The organism is Microvirga terricola, assembly GCF_011777495.1.
Taxonomy (GTDB): Bacteria; Pseudomonadota; Alphaproteobacteria; order Rhizobiales; family Beijerinckiaceae; genus Microvirga; species Microvirga terricola.
Genome location: NZ_JAATJS010000005.1, coordinates 130,971 through 151,261, shown reverse-complemented (window position 1 = coordinate 151,261; position 20,291 = coordinate 130,971). Strand labels below are relative to the sequence as shown.

Genomic DNA, 20,291 nt, shown 5'->3' with positions numbered 1-20,291 from the left:
TTAGTCCAGCCGCCAGTCCACCGGCGCCAAGCCCTTGGCGACGAGCCATTCATTAGCGCGGCTGAAGGGTCGCGTTCCGCGAAAATCGCGCAGGCGATTGAGGGGGGAGGGGTGCCCGGCCTCGATCACGAGATGCTTCGTCCGGTCGATCTGCGCGGCATGTTTGCGCGCGGATCCGCCCCACAGAAGAAACACGACGGCGGGCTGCTTCTCTGAAACTGCGGCGACGGCCTGATCGACGAGCGCGGCCCAGCCGAGCTTGAGATGTGCGCCGGCCTTTCCCGCCTCCACGGTGAGTGCGGTGTTGAGAAGAAGCACGCCTTGCTTCGCCCACTTCGTCAGGTCGCCGGATTTCGGCATCGGCACGCCGATATCGTCTGCCATCTCGGCGAGGATCGTGCGCAGCGAAGCAGGCAGGCGGCGCGAGCCACGATAGGAAAAGGCGAGGCCATGAGCATCGCCTGGCGTCGGATAGGGGTCCTGGCCAAGAATGACCACTTTGACATGATCGAGCGGCGTGGTCCGCAGCGCGTTGAAGGCGAGGTCTGGCGGGGGCAGGACATGCGCCCCCGCCGCGATTTTCTCATCGACCAGTGCCGCGACGCGGTCGGCGTCGCTCTTCGCGAAGAAGGGCAGCGCCGTCCAGGTTCGCTGCCCGCCCTCGCTCGCGCGCAAGGCGGACAGCGCTTCAGCAATGGGGCCGCTCATTTGAGAACGATGCGGCCTTCGACCTTGGCATCCACCGTGCCGAGCTTGCGCACGTAAGACATCACTTCGTTCGCCATCAGCTTGCCGTCGGTCAGGCCGATCAGCACCTTGCCCTTCGTGAAGGAGGTGTAGCCGTCGCCGCCGGTGAGCATGAAGTTGTTGGTGGCGACCTTGTAGCGCTTCGCGAGATCGAGCGGCTGGCCGTTCGCGAGAATGTTGCTGACGCGCGAGCCGACGGGAGCCTTGGCATCGACCTCGAACTTGAGGCCGGAGACCTGCGGGAAGCGGCCGCCGCGAATGTCGATCTGCGACACGCCATTTTCCAGCGCCGCCTTGACGTCCGCGCCCGTCACTTCGACGAGAGAGGTGGTGTTGCCGAAAGGCATTTCGGAAAGGATGTCGCGACGGGTCAGCTTCACGCCAGCCGGATATTCCTTGTTCGCGCGGATGCCGCCGCCATTGACGATGGCGACGTCGCCGCCAGTAGAGTCCTTGATTGCGTCGGCAACGAGATTGCCGAAGGCGGCTTCCTGCGAGCGGACGGTGCTGGAGCGGGTATCGAGCGCGTTCTTCGACACGCCGATTTCGACGTCGAGTTCCTTCGAGAGGACCGCCTCGTAGCGCGAGACGACTGCGAGAACCTCCGGATCGGGATCGAACGCGGCGGTGTCGTGCACGCGGAAGCTCGGGGTCCAGGTGACCTTGCGGTTGGCGCCTTCGCCGGCGACCGTCGCGATGATGTCGACGGCAGTGACGTATTCGGCGTCCTCACCGGATTCGACCATCACGGTCTTTCCATCAAAGGTGATGGCGAGATCGTGGTCGTGGCCGGTCAACAGTACGTCGACGAGGCGCGAGCGCACGATGGCGTTGTCGACTTCGCGGTCGGTGTGGGCAACCGCCACGATCATGTCAGCGCCCTGCTTGCGCAGATCGGCCGCCTGGGTCTTCAGCACGTCGAGTTCCGGCAGGAACTTGAGATCGCCGGGCGAGGAAATGCGCGCGGTTTCCGCCAGCGCCAGGCCGACGACGCCGACCTTCACCGGGCCGAGATCGAAGATCGCGTTGTCCTTCATCTTCGGAACCGGCGAGCCGTCCGCCTGCCGGATGTTCGCGCCGAAGAAGGGGAAGTTCGCTTCGCCCATGCGCTTCAGATAAATGTCCTTGCCGAAGTCGAACTCATGGTTGCCCGGCACGAACACGTCCGGCTTCACCATGTTGGTGAGCTCGATGATGTGGGCGCCCTGGTCGAAGCCCGACATCAGGGAGGGGGAGAAGGTGTCGCCCGCGTGGCAGAACAGCACCGGCACGCCGCGCGCCCGCTCTGCCTTGACGATGGCGCCAAGCTTGGCGAAGCCGCCGCGGCCCTTGCTGTCGGACATCTTGTAGATGTCGTTCACCAGCAAGAGGGTGAACGTGACCTTGGGTGCTGCCGCCTGTGCCTCGTTGCGACCGCCCAGCATCGTGGCGGTAAGACCTGCTCCAAGACCGAGGCCCAGGGTCTGGCGTCGTGAAATCTGAACCATAACTGCTTCCCGCTGAAGGTTGAGGTTAAAGGTAGGCTTCTTGTGCGGGCCCAGAATGATCAGTTCCCTCGGGCCGGGCAAGCCCCGCTTAGGTCCTTACAAGCTCACATCGGTGACGGGGCGATGACGATGCGTCCACAGATCGTTGTGGGTTTCTGTGGATTAGACCGATTCCGGCCACGATTTGGGGATTTGTTCGCATTCGGGAACGCTCAAGTCCCGAAAATATGGGAAACGTGGGCTTTCAAGGGGGCGGTTGTCGACGATGCTGCCAATATCACCTTTACGTAACGGACGATTTTCTCATAGGCTCCGGTCCCCGCGGCCGTCTGCCTTCTCCCCACCTGTCGATTGTCCGAACAGATACTGCCGAGACCTGCCTTGAGAGGCTCCACGTATGCGATGCACAAATCCTCGCGGCGGTTGCGCAGCCGATCGCGTACGCGTGGGCGCATCGCCCTTCTCATGGGTATCCTGGGAATGGCCGTCGTCTTTCTCGCATTCGGCTATGTCGCCTGGGAGCAGCGGGACCGACTGATCCAAAGAAACCAGGCAGATCTTCGGAGCAACGCATTCTTCCTGGCGGACCATGCGGCGAGGCTCTTCGAGATCGCGGACCTGACCTTAAAGCAGGGATCCGCTCTGATCGACGACGCCAACGGATATAGGGGCCCGCCCACGCGTCGGCTGTGGGAGCAGCTTCGGGCGATCCAGGAGGCGTTGCCCTACATCGACGACATCAGGCTGAGCGATGCGACCGGACGGTTGCGGCTGATCTCGGAAGTGTTTCCGACGCCGGACGCCGATATCGCCACTCGGGATGCCTTCAAGGCTCAGGTTGGCGCCGATAGCGGCCTTTTCGTCGGTCAACCAGTCCTTAGGGGAGAGGGGAGCGAGCCGACCTTTATGGTCAGCCGGCGTCTGCAAGGTCCCGATGGTTCCTTCCAGGGCGTGGTCGCCGTCACCGTTCCCTTGTCCTACTTCGATCTTTACTGGCAGAGGCTCCAGCTTCCGAAAGGCGGCCGTGTGACCCTCCTGCGCGCGGACACGAAGATCGTGGCGCAGTGGCCGGCCCCTACCGACGGCATATCCTTCGTTCCGATCCACAAAGAGACCTTCGACCAGACGCTGGCCCAAAACCCGCAGCAGGGCAGCTATTCGTATGTTATGCGGGGCGAAAGGCGTGTCAGCGCCTTCCATCAGGTCGGTGACCTTCCGCTCTACATCCTCGTCAGCATGCCGGCGGATGCTTATTGGGGCGTCTGGGTCAAGCAGGCTCGGCTTTACGGGGCCTTCGCCTTGGTCGCACTCGTGTCGTTCCTGGCGCTTGCGGTTCTGGCGCGGCAGCATTTCCGCGAGCAGGCGGCGAATGCGGCGCTGTTGACCAAGCAGGTCATGATGCGCACGAGCGAGTTGCGCAAGGAGACGGCAGCGCTCGAAGTGTTGAACCGGACCGGCACGGCGCTTGCGGGCGAGCTGGAAGTCGATCGGATCGTGCAAGGCGTCGTCGATGCGGGCGTGGACCTGACGGGCGCGCAGGTTGGAGCCTTCTTCTACAATGGCGGTGAGGATCCCGACGCCGCGGAATTGCACGGCTATCGTCTGTTCGCCTCGACCGGTGTGACCCATAACGCCTTTGCCTCGTTCCCGGCGGTTCGGCATACCGCGCTGTTTGAGCCGACCTTCGATCAAGGCGAAATTGTCCGCTCTGACGATATCACCCGCGATCCGCGCTACGGACAGAACGAGCCATTCAACGGCATTCCATCGGGACATCCGGGGATCAGGAGCTACATGGCGGTTCCGGTCATCTCCCGGACGGGCGCGAACCACGGGGCGCTTCTGTTCGGCCACGAGCGGCGAGGCGTCTTCACGGAGCGCGTCGAGAGGCTCATGCAGGGCCTCGCGGCGCAGGCGGCCATCGCCCTCGATAACGGTCATCTCTATCAGGCCGCGCAGCACGAAATCGCCGAGCGCGCTCAGGTGCAGTCGCAGCAGGCGCTGCTCATTCGCGAGCTTCACCACCGGGTCAAGAACACGCTTGCGACCGTGCAGGCGGTGGTGGGCGCGACGGCCCGTTCGGCCACGAATATCGACGACTTCTACCAGGCTTTCGTCGGACGCATCATCTCGCTCGCCAATACGCATTCGTTGCTGACGGAAGCGGTATGGCAGACGGCATCGCTGCGCGACATCCTCGACAAGGAACTCAGCCCCTATCACGACGGCAATGAGGGGCGGATCGTCCTCGAAGGGCCTCCGGTTGAGCTGCCGTCCGAGGCTGCCGTCCCCATCGGCATGGCCATTCACGAGCTGACGACGAATGCCGCCAAATACGGCGCCCTATCAGTCGATGCGGCTACCGTGACGGTGCAGTGGGCGCTTGAGTCTTGCGCGGAAGGCCTTCGCCTGAAGCTGACTTGGCTGGAGCGCGGCGGTCCAGCGGTGACGCTGCCGAAAAAGCAGGGCTTCGGCTCGCGCCTGCTGCATCGCGTGCTGGCGACGCAGCTCAATGCCAAGGTCGAGATCAGCTACGACCAACAGGGCCTGCGCGCCTCAATTGAGGTCGTGCTCAAGGAAGTCGAGTTTCTCCAGCCTGTCTCCTGACGGCTTGGAAATTTATCCTTTGACGTGACACGCGATCACGTTGGCTCCGGCGTCCGAAACCCTTATCTAGAGCCCTGTCAAAGAGCGCGGCCGAAAAAGGGCTCGCCAAGGGGCTATTCGATGGACGACATAAACAGGCCCGCGGGTCTTCGCCAAGGTGCTCAGCCGGTGGATCATCCAACCGGGCGGGCTGGCCGGATCGGCGTGCTGCTTCTCAATCTCGGGACGCCGGAAGGGACCGATTACTGGTCCATGCGCCGCTACCTGAAGGAGTTTCTGTCCGACCGCCGCGTCATCGAAACGCCGCGCCTGTTGTGGTGGCCGATCCTCAACCTCATCATCCTGACCACGCGCCCCGGCCGCAAGGGGCGGGATTACGCCTCGATCTGGAACAACGAGCGCGACGAGGGGCCGCTCAAGACCATCACCCGCGCCCAGGCCGAGGATCTCGCCGCGCATCTGAAGGGTATTGCAGGCGACAAGGTCACCGTCGATTGGGCCATGCGCTACGGCAAGCCGGAAATCCGCCAACGCCTGCAGGCGCTGCTCGAACAGGGCTGCGACCGCATTCTCTTGGTGCCGCTCTACCCGCAATATTCGGCGGCGACCTCGGCGACGGCGTGCGACCATGCTTTTCGTGCGCTCATGGACATGCGCTGGCAACCGACGATCCGGGTCTCGCCACCCTATCACGACGATTCGGTCTATATCGACGCCGTGGTCTCTTCGATGAAGCGGGACCTTGCGAAGCTTCCCTTCGAGCCGGAGGTCATCCTCGTCTCCTTCCACGGCGTCCCGAAGGAGTACCTGCTCAAGGGCGATCCCTATCACTGCCATTGTGTGAAGACCTGGCGCTTGATGCGCGAGGCGTTCGGCTGGCCGGAGGACAAGTTCCGCATGAGCTTCCAATCCCGCTTCGGCCCCGACGAGTGGCTCCAGCCCTATACGGACGAGACGGTGAAGGCGCTTGCGGAGAGCGGCGTTAAGCGCATGGCCATTGTCGCTCCCGGCTTCTCGGCGGACTGCCTCGAAACGCTGGAGGAGCTCGATGTCGAAAACCGCGAGATCTTCCTGCATCACGGTGGCGAGCAATTCGCCTATCTGCCCTGCCTCAACGACAGCGAGGACGGCATGCGGGTGATCCGCAGCATCGCGGAGCGGGAGTTGCAAGGCTGGCTTTGAGACCCCTGGCGTTTCAAAGAACGGATTCCCATTTTTGAGCGGTGCGCCTAGGCGGACCGGGGACTTTCGGATTAAGCTTGAGGCTCGCGCAACCACGTCGTTGTGGGGAGATTCATGCCAATTCCGTTCGGTTTCGATGTTTTCGTCATCGCCTTCGTGGTGGTCATCATCATCACGATTGCCATGGGCGTGAGAACCGTGCCGCAGGGCTATGCCTATACGATCGAGCGTTTCGGGCGCTACGCGCGCACGCTTGGCCCCGGCCTCGGCTTGATCCTTCCCTACATCGAGCAGGTGGGGAAGAAAGTGAACGTCATGGAGCAGGTGCTCGACGTGCCGAGCCAGGAAGCGTTCACGCGCGACAATGCCGGCGTGACCATCGATGCGGTGGCGTTCTTCCAGGTGCTCGACGCGGCGCGTGCTTCCTATGAGGTTGCGAACCTGCATCAGGCGCTTCTCGTCCTGACTATGACCAATATCCGCACGGTGGTCGGCTCCATGGATCTCGACCAGTTGCTGTCGCATCGCGACGAGATCAATGAGCGTCTCTTACGCGTGGTCGATGCCGCTGCCTCGCCCTGGGGTGCGAAAGTGACCCGCGTTGAGATCAAGGACATCGTCCCGCCTGCGGATCTCGCCGGCGCCATGGCGCGCCAGATGAAGGCCGAGCGCGACAAGCGCGCGGCGGTGCTGGAGGCCGAAGGCATGCGCCAGTCGGAAATTCTGAGGGCCGAAGGGCAGAAGCAGGCGCAGATCCTGGCCGCTGAAGGCCGGAGGGAAGCGGCATTCCGCGATGCCGAGGCGCGCGAACGTCAGGCGGAGGCCGAGGCGAAGGCGACCTCCATGGTCAGCGAAGCCATTAGCGCGGGCAACCTTGCCGCTGCGAACTTCCTCGTCGCGGAAAAGTACGTGGACGCCATGCGCGCCATGGCCACCGCGCCGAACCAGAAGGTGATCATCGTGCCCATCGAGGCGGCGGGGCTCGCCGGCACGCTCGGCGGCATCGCCGAAATCACGCGCTCCGTTTTCGGTGACGGCGGCCCGAAGGCGCCGCGCAGCGTGCCGAGTGTCACCGGTGGGACGGACCGCTCATGATCGAAACGATCCTTAGCTTCGGTCCCTGGGCCTGGATCATTCTGGGCCTCGTGCTGGCGGTTCTGGAATTGATTGCGCCGGGCGTGTTCCTCATCTGGCTCGGCCTTGCCGCCATCGTGACCGGCCTGCTCGATGCCTTTCTCAATTTGTCCTGGCAGGCCTCGGCGCTTGTTTTCTCGGTGCTCTCGGTGGCTACCGTTCTTCTCGGGCGGCAGCTCACGCGCACCAAGGCACAGCCCGATACGCAGGCGAGTTTCCTCAACCGGCGCGGCGAAACACTGATCGGTCAGGTCTTCACGTTGGAGACGGATATCGCGAACGGCGAGGGGCGGATCAGAGTCGGCGACAGCTCGTGGCGCGTCACGGGAACGGACCACAGGGCCGGCACGAAAGTCCGTGTCGTGCGTGTCGAGGGGACAACCCTGGTGGTGGAAGCGGCTTAGGCCGCGCCCACGCGCAAGAGGTCGAGATAATGCACCAGGCCGACGGGCCGCTGGTTCTCGACCACGATCAACGCCGTGATCTTCGACGTCTCCTGAATCTCCAGCGCCGTCGCCAGAAGGTCGTCCGGCTCGATGGTGCGCGGCGTGCGCGTCATGATGGCCGAGACGGGCAGGGTGCCGAGATCAGGCTTGAGGTTGCGGCGCAAGTCGCCGTCCGTGACGATGCCGGCAAGCGTGCCGTCTGCATTGACGACGATGACCGAGCCAAAACCCTTGCGGCCGATTTCCTCGATGGCTTCCGCCATGCGGGCTTCGACGCCGACAATCGGCAGGCGCTCGTTCTTGTGCATCACATCGCGCACGAGCTTCAGCCGCGCCCCGAGCTTGCCGCCCGGATGGTAGACGCGGAAATGCTCAGCCGTGAACCCGCGCCGTTCCAGAAGCGCGATGGCCAGCGCATCGCCCAGCGCGAGCTGCATGGTGGTGGAAGTGGTTGGCGCCAAGCCATTCGGGCAGGCTTCCTGCGCCTTCGGCAAGGTCAGGCATAGATCGGCGGCATGGCCGAGCGTGGAAGAGGCGTTCGACGTCAGGGCGATCAGCGGCACGCGGAAGCGGCGGGCATAACCGATAATGTCGGCGAGTTCCGCCGTCTCGCCCGACCACGACAGGGCGATGATGACGTCATCGGGCTGCACCATGCCGAGGTCGCCGTGGCTGGCTTCCGCCGGGTGGACATAATGCGCGGGCGTGCCAGTCGAGGCGAAGGTTGCCGCCATCTTGCTGGCGACGTGGCCCGACTTGCCCATGCCGGTGATGATGACCCGGCCCGTTGCCGCGGCAATTTTTTCGATGGCGGCGTTGAAGACCGGGCCGAGGCCGTTCCCGATAGCGTCCATCAGGATGGTCAGGCCTTCCCGCTCTGTGGCGAGCGTCCTGAGCGCCGAGGCGATGGCGGGCTCGACCGGCTGATTTTTCGGTTGCGCGAGTGTCATGGCCGCCCTCTCGGTTCGAAACGTGCGTACCGGTCCGCCGCGACAAGAGGCGGCTCCTCAAGGGATGAGAACAAAGTCCCGGTCCGGTGAAACTGGGACTTCGTCTAGCATGGCGGTGCCGGGAAGCGGAACCCTTCCGCTCCTGGCTACTTTTGGCGCAGCAGCGCTTCCAGTTCCTGCCGGAAGGCGGGGGCCAGGTCCTCGCGCTCCAGCGCATAGACCACGTTCGCCATCAGGAAGCCGATCTTCGAGCCCGTATCGTAGGTCTTGCCCTCGTACTTCATGCCGAAGAACTTTTGGTCCTTCATCAGGCGGATCATCGAATCCGTCAGCTGGATCTCGTTGCCCGCTCCGCGCTCCTGGGTGGAGAGCAGGTCAAAAATCTCCGGCTGCAGGATGTAGCGGCCGGAAATGATGTAGTTCGAGGGGGCGGTGCCCTTCGGCGGCTTTTCCACCATGCCGGTAATCTCGAAGGTTTTGCCGAATTCCTGGCCGACCGAGACTATGCCGTATTGATGGGTCTGGTCCTCCGGCACTTCCTCGACCGCGATGATATTGCCGCCGTGCTTGTCGTAGGCCGCGATCATCTGCTCCATGGAGCCGCGGCTGAGCATGTCGGGCAGGATCACGGCGAAGGGCTCGTCGCCCACGAGTTCGCGCGCGCACCACACCGCGTGGCCGAGACCGAGGGGTTCCTGCTGGCGGGTGAAGCTCGTCTGGCCGGGCTGAGGCTGATCTTCCGCTAGCGCTGCGAGTTCCTTGGTCTTGCCGCGGCTCTCCAGCGTGCGGTTCAGCTCATACGAAATGTCGAAATGGTCTTCGATCACGGCCTTGTTGCGGCCCGTGACGAAGATGAAATGCTCGATCCCGGCGGCGCGCGCCTCGTCCACCACGTGCTGCACGACGGGGCGGTCGACCACGCAGAGCATTTCCTTGGGAACGGCCTTGGTGGCCGGCAGAAACCGGGTGCCAAGACCGGCGACAGGGAGGACTGCTTTGCGGATGCGCTTCATTGAATGGCCCATGGTGAGCAAGGGGATAGAAGGAGAAGGGAGAGGGATCGCGGAAACTGTCAAGGTTCGCACCTCGGCAATTTCGAGAATCAGCCTCTCAGCCACACGCTGTTCTTGGCGGGGCGGACCTGAATTGAAGCTGAAGCATTTTGGTTAAGTTCCTAAGAACGGCTGAAAAACAAAACCCTGCGCGGCGCTTGCGATGCGCGCAAAGCCGCAGGGAGCCGAGCTTTCAACCGTCCATTAACCTTCTTAATGTCGTGATTGCGGGACTTGAAACTTTGTCCCCCGGGTGAGCGACCTCATGCACCAGCCGTCTCGACCGGCGCGCCGTTTCTTTGGCGGCGCCCTCTTTCTCGGTCTGTGCCTTTCGCTGAGCTTGGCCTGGGCTCCGCTCGCACCCGCCCGCGCGCAGGACATCTCGCAAGCCTCCTTTCAGCGCTTCGTGCAAAGCCTCTGGCCGGCGGCCAAGGCGCGGGGCGTGTCGCGCGCGACTTTCGACGAGGCCTTTCGCGGCGTCGAACCCGATCCGAAGATCATCGCGCTGACGAAGAAGCAGTCGGAATTCGTGCGGCCGATCTGGGAGTACATCGAAGGATCCATCTCGGCGCAGCGCCTGGAGCGCGGGCGCGACATGGCGGCCCAATGGTCGAAGACTTTGGACGCCGTCGAGCGGACCTATGGCGTGCCTCGCTCGGTCGTCCTCGGGGTCTGGGGCATGGAGACCAATTTCGGCAGCTTCACCGGCTCCATCTATGTGGTGCGGGCGCTGGCGACCCTGGCCTATACCGGTTATCGCGGCGATTTCTTCAAGGACGAGCTTCTGATCGCACTCCAGATCCTGGAAGAGGATCACATCGATCGGGCCAAGATGCTCGGTTCCTGGGCGGGCGCCATGGGCCAGACGCAGTTCATGCCCTCGAGCTTCATGAAATACGCGGTGGACGGCAACCGGGACGGCGTGCGCGACATCTGGGGCTCGGTGCCGGATGCCTTGGCCTCGACCGCCAATTACCTGCGCCAGCAGGGCTGGCAGCCCGGCCTGCCGTGGGGCTTCGAGGTTACTCTCCCGAAGGGCTTCGATTTCCGCAATTTGCGGCAAAGCTTTGCGAGCTGGTCCGGGCTTGGCGTAAGACGGGCGGACGGCAAGGCGATGCAGCGTTCGGGCGAGGCGACCCTCTTCCTGCCCGGCGGCGCGAAGGGCCCAGCTTTCCTCCTCACGCAGAACTTCGACGTCATCAAGACCTACAACTCCTCCGACGCTTATGCGATGGGCGTGGCCCATCTCGGCGATCGGGTGATGGGTGGCCCTTCGATCCGGGGAGCATGGCCCAAGGATGAGCCCATGCTCGACAAGGATCAGCGGCAGGAGTTGCAGAAGCGGCTGGCGAATTTGGGCCTCTATGAGGGCGAGGCGGATGGCAGGCTGGGTTCCAAGACCCGCGAGGCCGTGCGGAACTTCCAGCTCAAACGCGGTTTGACCCCGGACGGCTACGCAGATCTCGCGACCTTGCGGGAATTGCGCGCGGCCCGCTGACGGAGCGCCCGCCTGACATGACAAAAAGCGGGTCCGGATATGACTGGAACCGCTCATGGGTACGAGGCCACTCTTACCGCTGGTTGCGATGTCCCTGCTGTTGACGGCGGGCGGCACCACTTCGGCTTTCGCGCAATACGGCTACCCGGCTCAACCCTATGGCTATAGCTATGGCTATCAGTATCCCGGCTATCAGACCTATCAGGCTCCCCCGGGTTATCGCACACGGCGCGCCTACCCGCCCGGATACTATCCCGGCAAACTCGTGCAGCCCGCACCGCAGCAGGGCTTCAGCCTGCGGCGGCTCTTGGGGTTCCCGGATGAGCCGCAGCCCGTCCCGCAGCCGTATATCCGTCAGCAAAGGCCCGTCGTCGCGCCGGTCGTCCTCCCGCGGCCCGAGCGGCTGAAGGCGGAAGCGGCGATGCATGTGGTGGTGTTCGGCGACTCGCTCGCCGACTTCGCGAGCCAAGGGCTCGACGATCTTTTCACCGACGCCACCGACGTCTCCGTCATCCGCAAGACCCGTGGCGATGGCGGTCTGATCCGGCACGATGCAGCCGATTGGGCGAAGTTCATCAAGGACACGCTCGACGCGGACCGCAAAGCGACCGTCGCCGTCATCATGCTCGGCGCGAATGATAGGCTGCCGCTGCCCGATGGCGCCAACACCACAGACCCGCTGAGCGACCGCTGGAAGGAACTTTACCGCGAGCGCGTCGATGCCCTCGTGCGAGCCGTTCGCGACCATTCTCTGCCGGTCGTGTGGATCGGCCTGCCACCCATGCGCAACAGCAAACTCACCGACGACATTCTTGCGATGAACGAGATTTATCGCGAAAGCGTCCAGCGGCTCGGTGGCACCTATGTGGATATCTGGCCGGGTTTCGTGGACGAGAATAACCGCTACACGACCACCGGCCCCGATGTGGACGGCGAGCCCGCGAAGCTTCGCACCAATGACGGCGTGCAGTTCACAACCGCCGGTGCACTCAAGATCGCGCATTTCGCCGACGCGGACATCAAGCGCATCATCGAAGACGCTCAGTCCAAGCCAACCACCGCATCGGTCGCGCCGTCGATTGACGCGTCACTGCCCGCGCCACCCGCCGCCGTGCAGCCATCTCTTCCGATCAAGCCGGCCATCGGTCCCGTGCTTCCTCTGACGCGCCCCGACCCGGCATCGGGCGGAAAGCTGACCTCGGAGGTGCCGAAGCTGAACAGCGATCAGGCCTATCCGGCGCGGCGCGCCTTGCGCAACGGAGTCGCGCCCGCCCCGAAGCCGGGACGGGCAGATGATTTCCGCTGGCCGCCCTCTTAAAAGGATTAGCGCGGCAGAATGCTGGAACCGGTGAGATAAGTGTCGATGGCGTGCGCCGCCTGACGGCCTTCGCGGATTGCCCACACGACGAGGGATTGTCCGCGCCGCATGTCGCCGGCCACGAACACCTTGTCACTCGACGCGCGATAATCGCGATCGTTGGCGACGACGTTGCCGCGCCGGTCGAGCTCGACGCCCGACTGTGCCAGCAGTCCTTCCTTCACCGGTCCGGCAAAGCCGATGGCGAGGAAGACGAGGTCTGCTTTCAGCAAGAATTCGGTGCCGGGAATCGGTTGGCGCTTTTCATCGACGCGCGCACATTGCACACCGATGACCTGGCCCTTCTTGCCTTCGATACCTAGTGTCGCCGCCTGGAACTCGCGCTCCGCGCCTTCGGCCTGGCTGGAGGATGTACGCATCTTCGCGGGCCAATAAGGCCACACGGTCAGCTTGTCCTCCCGCTCGGGCGGGCGCGGGCGGATGTCGAGCTGCGTCACCGAGAGCGCGCCCTGGCGGAACGCGGTGCCGACACAGTCGGAGGCCGTGTCGCCGCCGCCGATCACCACCACATGCTTGCCCGCCGCGATGATCGGCTCATCCGTGACGTCCTCGTTGCCGAGACGCTTGTTAGATTGCGTGAGATACGGCATCGCGTAGTGCACGCCTGAAAGATCCTGCCCCGGCAGGTTCGGGTTGCGCGGATCCTCCGCGCCGGCGGCGAAGAGCACCGCGTCATATTCGTTGTGCAGCGACGCGAAGGTTTTGGTCACGCCGACATTGACGCCGCAATGGAAGACGACGCCCTCGGCCTCCATCTGCTTCACGCGACGGTCGATGTGATACTTCTCCATCTTGAAGTCGGGAATGCCGTAGCGCAGCAATCCGCCGGGCTTTGCCTCGCGCTCGAAGACATGCACCTCGTGGCCCGCGCGGGCGAGCTGCTGCGCGGCGGCGAGACCCGCGGGACCCGAGCCGATGATCGCGACGCGCTTGCCGGTGGAGACCTGCGCTGGTTCCGGCTTGATCCATCCCATTTCCCACGCCTTGTCGGCGATGGCCTGCTCGATGGTCTTGATGGTGACGGGCTGGTTTTCGAGATTGAGCGTGCACGCCTCCTCGCAAGGAGCGGGGCAGATGCGGCCGGTAAACTCGGGGAAGTTGTTGGTGGAGTGCAGGTTGCGCGCCGCTTCTTCCCAATTGCCCTGGAACACCAGATCGTTCCAGTCCGGAATCTGGTTGTGAACCGGACAGCCCGTCGGCCCGTGGCAGAACGGAATGCCGCAATCCATGCAACGCGCGGCCTGCTTCTTCAGGTCGCTGTCGTCGAGCGGCAGAGTGAACTCGCGAAAGTGTCGGACACGTTCGCCGGCGAGCTGATACTTCTGCTCCTGCCGATCGTATTCAAGAAAGCCTGTGACCTTGCCCATTGGAACTGCCCCTTGATTCTTATTCCGCCGCCTGCAAGGTCCGCAGACGATCCATCTCTTGTAGCGCGCGGCGATATTCCACCGGCATGACCTTCACGAACTTGGTGCGGTAGGCCGACCAGTTGTCGAGAATTTCTTTGGCACGCGTTGAGCCCGTATAGGTGGCGTGGTTGGAGATGAGGTGCAGCAACCGCTCCTCGTCCGAGCCCGACATGTTCGCCAAGATATCAATGCGACCCTTGGTTTCGAGATCGCCGCCATGGTGAAGGATGCGCCGCATCAGCTCCTCTTCCTCTTCCACCGGCTCGAGATCGACCATGGAGAGGTTGCAGCGCTTGGCGAAGGTGCCGTCCTCGTCGAGCACATAGGCGATGCCGCCTGACATGCCCGCCGCGAAGTTGCGGCCCGTGGGGCCGAGCACCACGACAAGGCCGCCGGTCATGTATTCGCAGCCGTGATCGCCCGTGCCTTCGACCACCGCGATGGCGCCTGAGTTACGCACGGCGAAACGCTCGCCTGCGATGCCGCGGAAATAAGCCTCGCCCGCAATCGCACCATACATCACCGTGTTGCCGACGATGATTGAGCGCTCCGGTACAGCCTTTGCCGTTGAAGCAGGCCTGATGATGAGCTTGCCGCCCGAGAGGCCCTTGCCGACGTAGTCGTTGGCCTCGCCTTCAAGCGACAGCGTCACGCCCGCCGCAAGCCACGCACCGAAGCTCTGGCCTGCGGTGCCGGTCAGCTTCACTGTGATGGTGTCGTCGGGAAGGCCCTCATGGCCGTAGCGCTTGGCGACTTCGCCGGAGAGCATCGCGCCTGCCGAACGGTCGGCGCTGCGTATCTTGGCGTCGATGATCACCGTCTCGCCACGCTCAAGCGCGGGCGCGGCTTTGGCGATGAACTGATGATCGAGCACCGTCGCAATCGGATGCAGTTGCCGCTCGCTGTGGCGGATGGCGACACCCGCTCTGGCATCGGGTTTGTGGAAGAGCTTGGTGAAGTCGAGGCCCTTCGCCTTCCAGTGATCGATGGCGACGTTTTTGTCGAGCAGGTCGGACTGGCCAACCATTTCGCTGATGGTCTTGAAGCCCATCTCGGCCATCAGTTCACGCACTTCCTCGGCCACGAAGAAGAAGTAGTTGATGACGTGCTCGGGCAGGCCCTTGAAGCGCTTGCGCAACACCGGATCCTGCGTCGCGACGCCGACCGGGCAGGTGTTGAGGTGGCACTTGCGCATCATGATGCAGCCCGCTGCAATCAACGGCGCGGTCGAGAAGCCGTACTCATCCGCGCCGAGAAGCGCAGCGATCACTACGTCGCGGCCCGTGCGCAGACCGCCATCCGCCTGAATGGCGACGCGGCCGCGCAGGCGGTTGAGCACGAGCGTCTGCTGCGTTTCGGCCAAGCCGATTTCCCACGGCGAACCCGCATGCTTGAGCGAGGTGAGGGGAGACGCACCCGTGCCGCCCTCGAAGCCCGAGATCGTGATGTGATCGGCGCGCGCCTTCGCGACGCCCGCCGCAACGGTGCCCACACCGACTTCGGACACGAGCTTCACGGAGACATCGGCTGCCGGGTTCACGTTCTTCAAGTCGAAGATCAACTGCGCGAGATCCTCGATGGAATAGATGTCGTGGTGCGGCGGCGGCGAGATCAGGCCGACGCCGGGCGTCGAGTGGCGCACGCGGGCGATCTTCGCGTCGACCTTGTGGCCGGGGAGCTGTCCGCCCTCGCCGGGCTTCGCGCCCTGTGCGACCTTGATCTGCATCACGTCGGCATTGACGAGATATTCCGTCGTCACGCCGAAACGTCCCGACGCGACCTGCTTGATGGCGGAACGCTTGGAACGCCCATCCGGCAGAGGCTTGAAACGATCCGCCTCCTCGCCGCCTTCGCCTGTGTTCGACTTGCCGCCGATGGTGTTCATGGCGAGTGCCAGCGTCTCATGCGCTTCGCGCGAGATCGAGCCGAACGACATGGCGCCGGTAGAAAAGCGCTTCACGATTTCGGAAGCGGGCTCTACCTCGTCGAGCGTGACCGGCGCGCGTCCGTTCTCGCCCGCGAGCTTGATGCGGAAGAGGCCACGAATGGTCTTCAGGTGGTTGTCCTGCTCGTTCACGAGGCGCGCGAATTCGCGGTAGCGGTCCTCAGCATTGAGGCGCACCGCGTGCTGGAGTGTGGCGACGGTGTCGGGGTTCCAGGCATGCGCCTCGCCGCGCAGGCGATAGGCGTATTCGCCACCCACATCGAGCGCGTTGCGATAGATCGGTGCGTCGCCGAAGGCGTCGCGGTGGCGATGCACGGCTTCTTCCGCGATCTCCTCCATGCCGACGCCTTCGATGGTGGTCGCCGTGCCGAAGAAATCGCGGTTCACGAATGCCGACTTCAGGCCGACCGCGTCGAAGATCTGCGCGCCGCAATAGGATTGGTAAGTCGAAATACCCATCTTCGACATGACCTTGAGCAGGCCTTTGTCGATAGACTTGATGTAGCGATAGACAATCTCCTGCTCATCGACTTCCGGCGGCATCTCGTCCTTCATGGCGAGAAGCGTCTCGAAGGCGAGATACGGGTTGATCGCTTCCGCGCCGTAGCCCGCAAGGCACGCGAAGTGATGCACCTCGTGCGGCTCGCCGGATTCGACCACGAGGCCAACCGACGTACGCAGGCCCTTGCGGATGAGGTAGTTGTGCACCGCTGCGGTGGCGAGGAGCGCGGGAATCGGAATGCGGTCCGGCCCCACCATGCGGTCGGTCAGGATGATGATGTTGTAGCCACCATGCACCGCCGCTTCCGCGCGGTCGCACAGCCGGTCGAGCGCGCCGTCAAGCGCCGCAGCACCGAGTTCGGCGGGGTAGGTGATGTCGAGCGTCTTGGTGTCGAAGCGGTCCTCGAAATGTCCGATGCAACGAATCTTTTCGAGATCTTCATTGGTCAGGATCGGCTGGCGCACTTCCAGACGCTTGCGGCGAGAAGTGCCTTCAAGATCCAGAATGTTCGGGCGCGGGCCAATGAACGACACGAGGCTCATCACAAGCTCTTCGCGGATCGGATCGATCGGCGGGTTCGTCACCTGCGCGAAGTTCTGCTTGAAATAGGTGTAAAGCAGCTTCGACTTGTCTGAGAGCGCGGAAATCGGCGTGTCCGATCCCATGGAGCCGACCGCTTCCTGGCCCGTCACGGCCATGGGCTGCATCAAAAGCTTCAGGTCTTCCTGCGTGTAGCCGAAGGCCTGCTGCCGGTCGAGCAGCGACACGTCGGTGCGCGATTCACGCGCCTGCACGGGCTTCAAGTCTTCCAGCACGATCTGCGTGCGCTTCAGCCAATCCTTGTAAGGATGTGCATGCGAGAGCTGCTGCTTGATCTCGTCGTCGGAGACGATGCGGCCCTGCTCGAGGTCGATCAGCAGCATCTTGCCCGGTTGCAAGCGCCACTTCTCGACGATCTTTTCCTCCGGAATCGGCAGCACGCCCATCTCGGATGCGAGCACCACGAGGCCGTCATCGGTCACGAGGTAGCGCGCGGGGCGAAGGCCGTTGCGGTCGAGCGTCGCGCCAATCTGCTTGCCGTCGGTGAAGCACACGGCGGCGGGGCCGTCCCACGGCTCCATGAGGGCGGCGTGATATTCGTAGAAGGCGCGGCGATCCTCGTCCATGAGCGGATTGCCCGCCCAGGCTTCGGGGATCAGCATCATCATGGCGTGCGAAAGCGAATAGCCGCCGCGCACCAGAAATTCGAGTGCGTTGTCGAAGCAAGCAGTGTCCGATTGCCCTTCATAGGAAATCGGCCAAAGCTTCGAGATGTCGTTGCCAAACAGGTCCGAGTCGACGGAGGCCTGACGCGCCGCCATCCAGTTCACGTTGCCGCGCAGCGTGTTGATCTCGCCGTTATGCGCGACCATGCGATAGGGGTGAACGAGCTGCCAGGTCGGGAAGGTGTTGGTGGCGAAGCGCTGGTGCACGAGCGCGAGCGCGCTCTCGAAACGCGGATCCTGAAGATCCTTGTAATAGCCGCCGAGCTGGCTCACGAGCACGAGGCCCTTGTAGACGACAGTGCGCGAGGACAGGCAGACTGGATAGTAGCCAGCCGTGCGCGGGTCCTTCATGTCGTAGACGGCGTTCGAGATGACCTTGCGGGCCAGGAACAGGCGACGCTCGAACGTCTCCTGATCGTCCATGCCCTTGCCCTTGCCGATGAAGATCTGCCGGTGCAGGGGCTCGGACGCTTTCACGCTGTCGCCGAGATCGCTCGAATCCACCGGCACGTCGCGCCAGCCGAGGAATTGCAGGCCCTCATCCGCGATGGCCTTGGTCACCAGTTCCTCAACGAGCTTGAACCCCTCCGGGTCGCGCGGCATGAACAGATGCCCGACGCCGTATTCACCGGCTTCGGGCAGCCAGATGCCCAGCTTGGCGCATTCGGCGGAAAAGAACTTGTGCGGGATCTGGACCAGAATGCCGCAGCCGTCGCCAGCCTTGGGGTCTGCGCCGACCGCGCCGCGATGGTCGAGATTCAAGAGGATCTGCAGGCCTTGTTCGACGATGGCGTGTGACTTGCGGTTCTTCATGTCGGCGATGAAGCCGACGCCGCAGGAATCCTTTTCATTGGCCGGATTGTAGAGGCCCTGGGGAGCGGGCAGGCCGTGATCGCGCGTGGTGCGCGTCGTCGTTTTGGCGGCGGTGCGGGGCGAGGCTACGATTTCCAGGCTCTTCTTCGACACGTCGCTCATTCCAGATCCTCAAATCCAATCGAAGGTCATCACAGGTCTTCGAGGCGGCTTTTTTGTGGGCCGCCGGATGAAAGGATCGTCCGGATGCCCGCCGCTCTTTGCGTTTCTTGGAGGCTCGGGTCCTGGAGAGAAGCCCGCACCTCGCGGGCTGTTCCGGGCTGAATGTCAGCCGAGAGTCGCCCGTCCCGCCCCCGTTTTGCGGGCGGTTTTATTGGTATCTCGTTTCGTTCGCGTGAGGCGAAGCATCAAGAAAACCTCAGGGCCAAAGGGCGCGAGCGCCCAAATGGGACAGTATCGCTGTCCTAATGAGGGAAAACTGCCAGAGTTTGTGCAGGTGCACAAGGGGATTTTGAAATATTTTAGATAAAAATTTCAAGCCAGCTCGTCTGAATGTAATAAAGCCATTTTTTTAGGCAGTCAGAACGAAAGTCTGCGCCGATGGGTCAATGTTCTTGACATGTGTGAGCCAGTCGCGAGTCTGCGCGGCCGGAGGAGATGATTCATGAACTTTCTCAGCGACAACATCGTCGGCGCCAGCGTCCCGGTTCTCGAGGCGCTGATGCGCGCCAACGATGGCGCCATGCCGGCCTACGGTGGCGATGACATCACCCGGCGCATCAAGGCGCGGTTTGCCGAGGTCTTCGAGCGAGAGGTCGCGGTTTTCCTGGTCACGACGGGCACGGCGGCCAACGCGCTGGCGCTCTCCTCCATCGTGCCGCCCTACGGTCTGTGCATGTGCCATAAGGAAGCGCACGTCATTGATGACGAGTGCGGCGCGCCGGAATTTTTCATGCACGGGGCGAAGCTCGCCGGTCTGCCGGGCGTCGGCAGCAAGCTGACCGCGACTGCCGTCTCCGCCTATCTCGAAGGGCTGCCCAAGGCCATCAAGCAGATGCCGCCGAAGGCTCTTACCATCTCGCAAGTCACCGAGAGCGGCCTGGTCTATGGCCTCGATGAGATCGCGGCCTTGAGCGCCGTCTGCAAGGCGCATGGCCTGTCCTTCCACATGGACGGGGCGCGCTTCGCCAATGCCCTCGTGACGCTCGGCTGCACTCCGGCCGAGATGACCTGGAAGCGGGGCGTCGACATCCTCTCCTTCGGCGCGACGAAGAACGGCTGCCTCATGGCCGAGGCCATCGTGGTGTTCAATCCGACGCTGGCGGAAGGGCTAGACTATCGCTGCAAACGCGCGGGACAGGTCATCTCCAAGGGCCGCCTGATCGCGGCGCAGCTTGAGGGCTATTTCGCCAACGACCACTGGTATGACAATGCCCGCCACGCCAACCGGTTGGCCAAGCTTCTTGGCGACGGCCTCTCGCAACTCCCCGGCGTGCGCCTGGGCTGGCCGGTGGAGGCGAACGAGGTTTTCCCGATCCTGCCCGCGGCTCTCAACCGAGCCCTAAAGGAGCAGGGCGTGCTGTATCACCCCTGGACGGACGGCAGCCTCCCGGCGAACGAGCGTGTCGGCGAGGGCGAGGCCCTGGTCCGCTTCGTGGTTTCCTTCGCGACGAGGGAAGAGGACATCCGCCGCGTTCTGGACATCGCGCGCTCCGCTTCAGCCCGACAGGCCGCAGAATAACGGGTCTTGCCCTATCGGTGCCGCATTCTCGGTCGATCACTCCGCTCCGAAACTGGTGGCCGAAAAGGGGCATCCTCCAAAGCCCCCTCGGGACCTTGAAGGACCAGGTTTCCAAAAACAAAAAAGCGCCCCGGC

13 protein-coding genes are annotated in these 20,291 nt (G+C 63.4%); 7 read left to right on the top strand and 6 right to left on the bottom strand.

The features are described 5' to 3' along the window. Nucleotides 1–708, bottom strand: coding sequence for a uracil-DNA glycosylase (ung, locus tag HB375_RS15410; RefSeq protein WP_167673896.1), 708 nt, complete (start codon nt 706–708; stop codon nt 1–3). After that, nucleotides 705–2,234 (bottom strand): bifunctional metallophosphatase/5'-nucleotidase, encoded by a 1,530-nt coding sequence (locus tag HB375_RS15405; protein ID WP_167673895.1) that lies wholly within the window; start codon nt 2,232–2,234, stop codon nt 705–707. The genes ung and HB375_RS15405 overlap by 4 nt, the downstream gene beginning before the upstream one ends. Before the next feature lie 480 nt (nt 2,235–2,714). On the opposite strand from HB375_RS15405, the gene HB375_RS15400 reads away from it, so the two are divergent. The 4 genes from HB375_RS15400 (at nt 2,715) to HB375_RS15385 (ending at nt 7,561) form a co-directional block, all read left to right on the top strand. Next, entirely contained in the window at nt 2,715–4,841 is a 2,127-nt protein-coding gene (locus HB375_RS15400) for an HWE histidine kinase domain-containing protein (RefSeq protein WP_167673894.1), read from the top strand. A gap of 120 nt (nt 4,842–4,961) precedes the next feature. Continuing rightward, nucleotides 4,962–6,023 carry a ferrochelatase gene (gene hemH, locus HB375_RS15395; RefSeq protein ID WP_167673893.1) on the top strand — a complete coding sequence of 354 codons (1,062 nt, stop codon included), beginning with the start codon at nt 4,962–4,964 and terminating at the stop codon, nt 6,021–6,023. A gap of 114 nt (nt 6,024–6,137) precedes the next feature. Then, nucleotides 6,138–7,118: an SPFH domain-containing protein gene (locus tag HB375_RS15390; protein ID WP_167673892.1), complete on the top strand. Its 981-nt coding sequence runs from the start codon at nt 6,138–6,140 to the stop codon at nt 7,116–7,118. Further along, a complete protein-coding gene (locus HB375_RS15385) occupies nt 7,115–7,561 on the top strand; it encodes an NfeD family protein (RefSeq protein ID WP_167673891.1) in 447 nt (148 codons plus the stop codon). Before HB375_RS15390 ends, HB375_RS15385 begins: the two co-directional genes overlap by 4 nt. On the opposite strand, the gene HB375_RS15380 is transcribed toward HB375_RS15385, so the two are convergent. Next, entirely contained in the window at nt 7,558–8,553 is a 996-nt protein-coding gene (locus HB375_RS15380) for a KpsF/GutQ family sugar-phosphate isomerase (protein WP_167673890.1), read from the bottom strand. The genes HB375_RS15385 and HB375_RS15380 overlap by 4 nt on opposite strands. A 146-nt stretch (nt 8,554–8,699) precedes the next feature. Continuing rightward, nucleotides 8,700–9,566: a UTP--glucose-1-phosphate uridylyltransferase GalU gene (gene galU / locus HB375_RS15375; RefSeq protein ID WP_167673889.1), complete on the bottom strand. Its 867-nt coding sequence runs from the start codon at nt 9,564–9,566 to the stop codon at nt 8,700–8,702. Nucleotides 9,567–9,870: 304 nt separating this feature from the next. Between galU and HB375_RS15370 the strand changes: the two genes are divergently transcribed. Beyond that, nucleotides 9,871–11,103: a lytic murein transglycosylase gene (locus HB375_RS15370; RefSeq protein WP_167673888.1), complete on the top strand. Its 1,233-nt coding sequence runs from the start codon at nt 9,871–9,873 to the stop codon at nt 11,101–11,103. A 55-nt stretch (nt 11,104–11,158) separates the two neighbouring features. Beyond that, nucleotides 11,159–12,421 carry an SGNH/GDSL hydrolase family protein gene (locus HB375_RS15365; RefSeq protein ID WP_167673887.1) on the top strand — a complete coding sequence of 421 codons (1,263 nt, stop codon included), beginning with the start codon at nt 11,159–11,161 and terminating at the stop codon, nt 12,419–12,421. A gap of 5 nt (nt 12,422–12,426) precedes the next feature. Here the strand turns inward: HB375_RS15365 and HB375_RS15360 are convergent, their stop codons facing one another. Both HB375_RS15360 and gltB read right to left on the bottom strand, forming a co-directional pair. Beyond that, the gene (locus HB375_RS15360) at nt 12,427–13,848 is read right to left on the bottom strand and encodes a glutamate synthase subunit beta (RefSeq protein ID WP_167673886.1); all 1,422 of its coding nucleotides are present in this window, start codon (nt 13,846–13,848) and stop codon (nt 12,427–12,429) included. 19 nt (nt 13,849–13,867) lie between these two features. After that, complete coding sequence (gltB, locus tag HB375_RS15355; RefSeq protein ID WP_167673885.1) at nt 13,868–18,577, bottom strand: glutamate synthase large subunit; 4,710 nt, start codon at nt 18,575–18,577, stop codon at nt 13,868–13,870. A gap of 502 nt (nt 18,578–19,079) precedes the next feature. On the opposite strand from gltB, the gene HB375_RS15350 reads away from it, so the two are divergent. Further along, entirely contained in the window at nt 19,080–20,156 is a 1,077-nt protein-coding gene (locus tag HB375_RS15350) for a threonine aldolase family protein (protein ID WP_167673884.1), read from the top strand. Nucleotides 20,157–20,291 lie beyond the last annotated feature (135 nt).

Bases quoted from the DNA above. Each gene is read 5' to 3' on its own strand.
- ung (WP_167673896.1), bottom strand. From the start codon at position 708: ATGAGCGGCCCCATTGCTGAAGCGCTGTCCGCCTTGCGCGCGAGCGAG.
- HB375_RS15405 (WP_167673895.1), bottom strand. From the start codon at position 2,234: ATGGTTCAGATTTCACGACGCCAGACCCTGGGCCTCGGTCTTGGAGCA.
- HB375_RS15400 (WP_167673894.1), top strand. From the start codon at position 2,715: ATGGCCGTCGTCTTTCTCGCATTCGGCTATGTCGCCTGGGAGCAGCGG.
- hemH (WP_167673893.1), top strand. From the start codon at position 4,962: ATGGACGACATAAACAGGCCCGCGGGTCTTCGCCAAGGTGCTCAGCCG.
- HB375_RS15390 (WP_167673892.1), top strand. From the start codon at position 6,138: ATGCCAATTCCGTTCGGTTTCGATGTTTTCGTCATCGCCTTCGTGGTG.
- HB375_RS15385 (WP_167673891.1), top strand. From the start codon at position 7,115: ATGATCGAAACGATCCTTAGCTTCGGTCCCTGGGCCTGGATCATTCTG.
- HB375_RS15380 (WP_167673890.1), bottom strand. From the start codon at position 8,553: ATGACACTCGCGCAACCGAAAAATCAGCCGGTCGAGCCCGCCATCGCC.
- galU (WP_167673889.1), bottom strand. From the start codon at position 9,566: ATGAAGCGCATCCGCAAAGCAGTCCTCCCTGTCGCCGGTCTTGGCACC.
- HB375_RS15370 (WP_167673888.1), top strand. From the start codon at position 9,871: ATGCACCAGCCGTCTCGACCGGCGCGCCGTTTCTTTGGCGGCGCCCTC.
- HB375_RS15365 (WP_167673887.1), top strand. From the start codon at position 11,159: ATGGGTACGAGGCCACTCTTACCGCTGGTTGCGATGTCCCTGCTGTTG.
- HB375_RS15360 (WP_167673886.1), bottom strand. From the start codon at position 13,848: ATGGGCAAGGTCACAGGCTTTCTTGAATACGATCGGCAGGAGCAGAAG.
- gltB (WP_167673885.1), bottom strand. From the start codon at position 18,577: ATGAGCGACGTGTCGAAGAAGAGCCTGGAAATCGTAGCCTCGCCCCGC.
- HB375_RS15350 (WP_167673884.1), top strand. From the start codon at position 19,080: ATGAACTTTCTCAGCGACAACATCGTCGGCGCCAGCGTCCCGGTTCTC.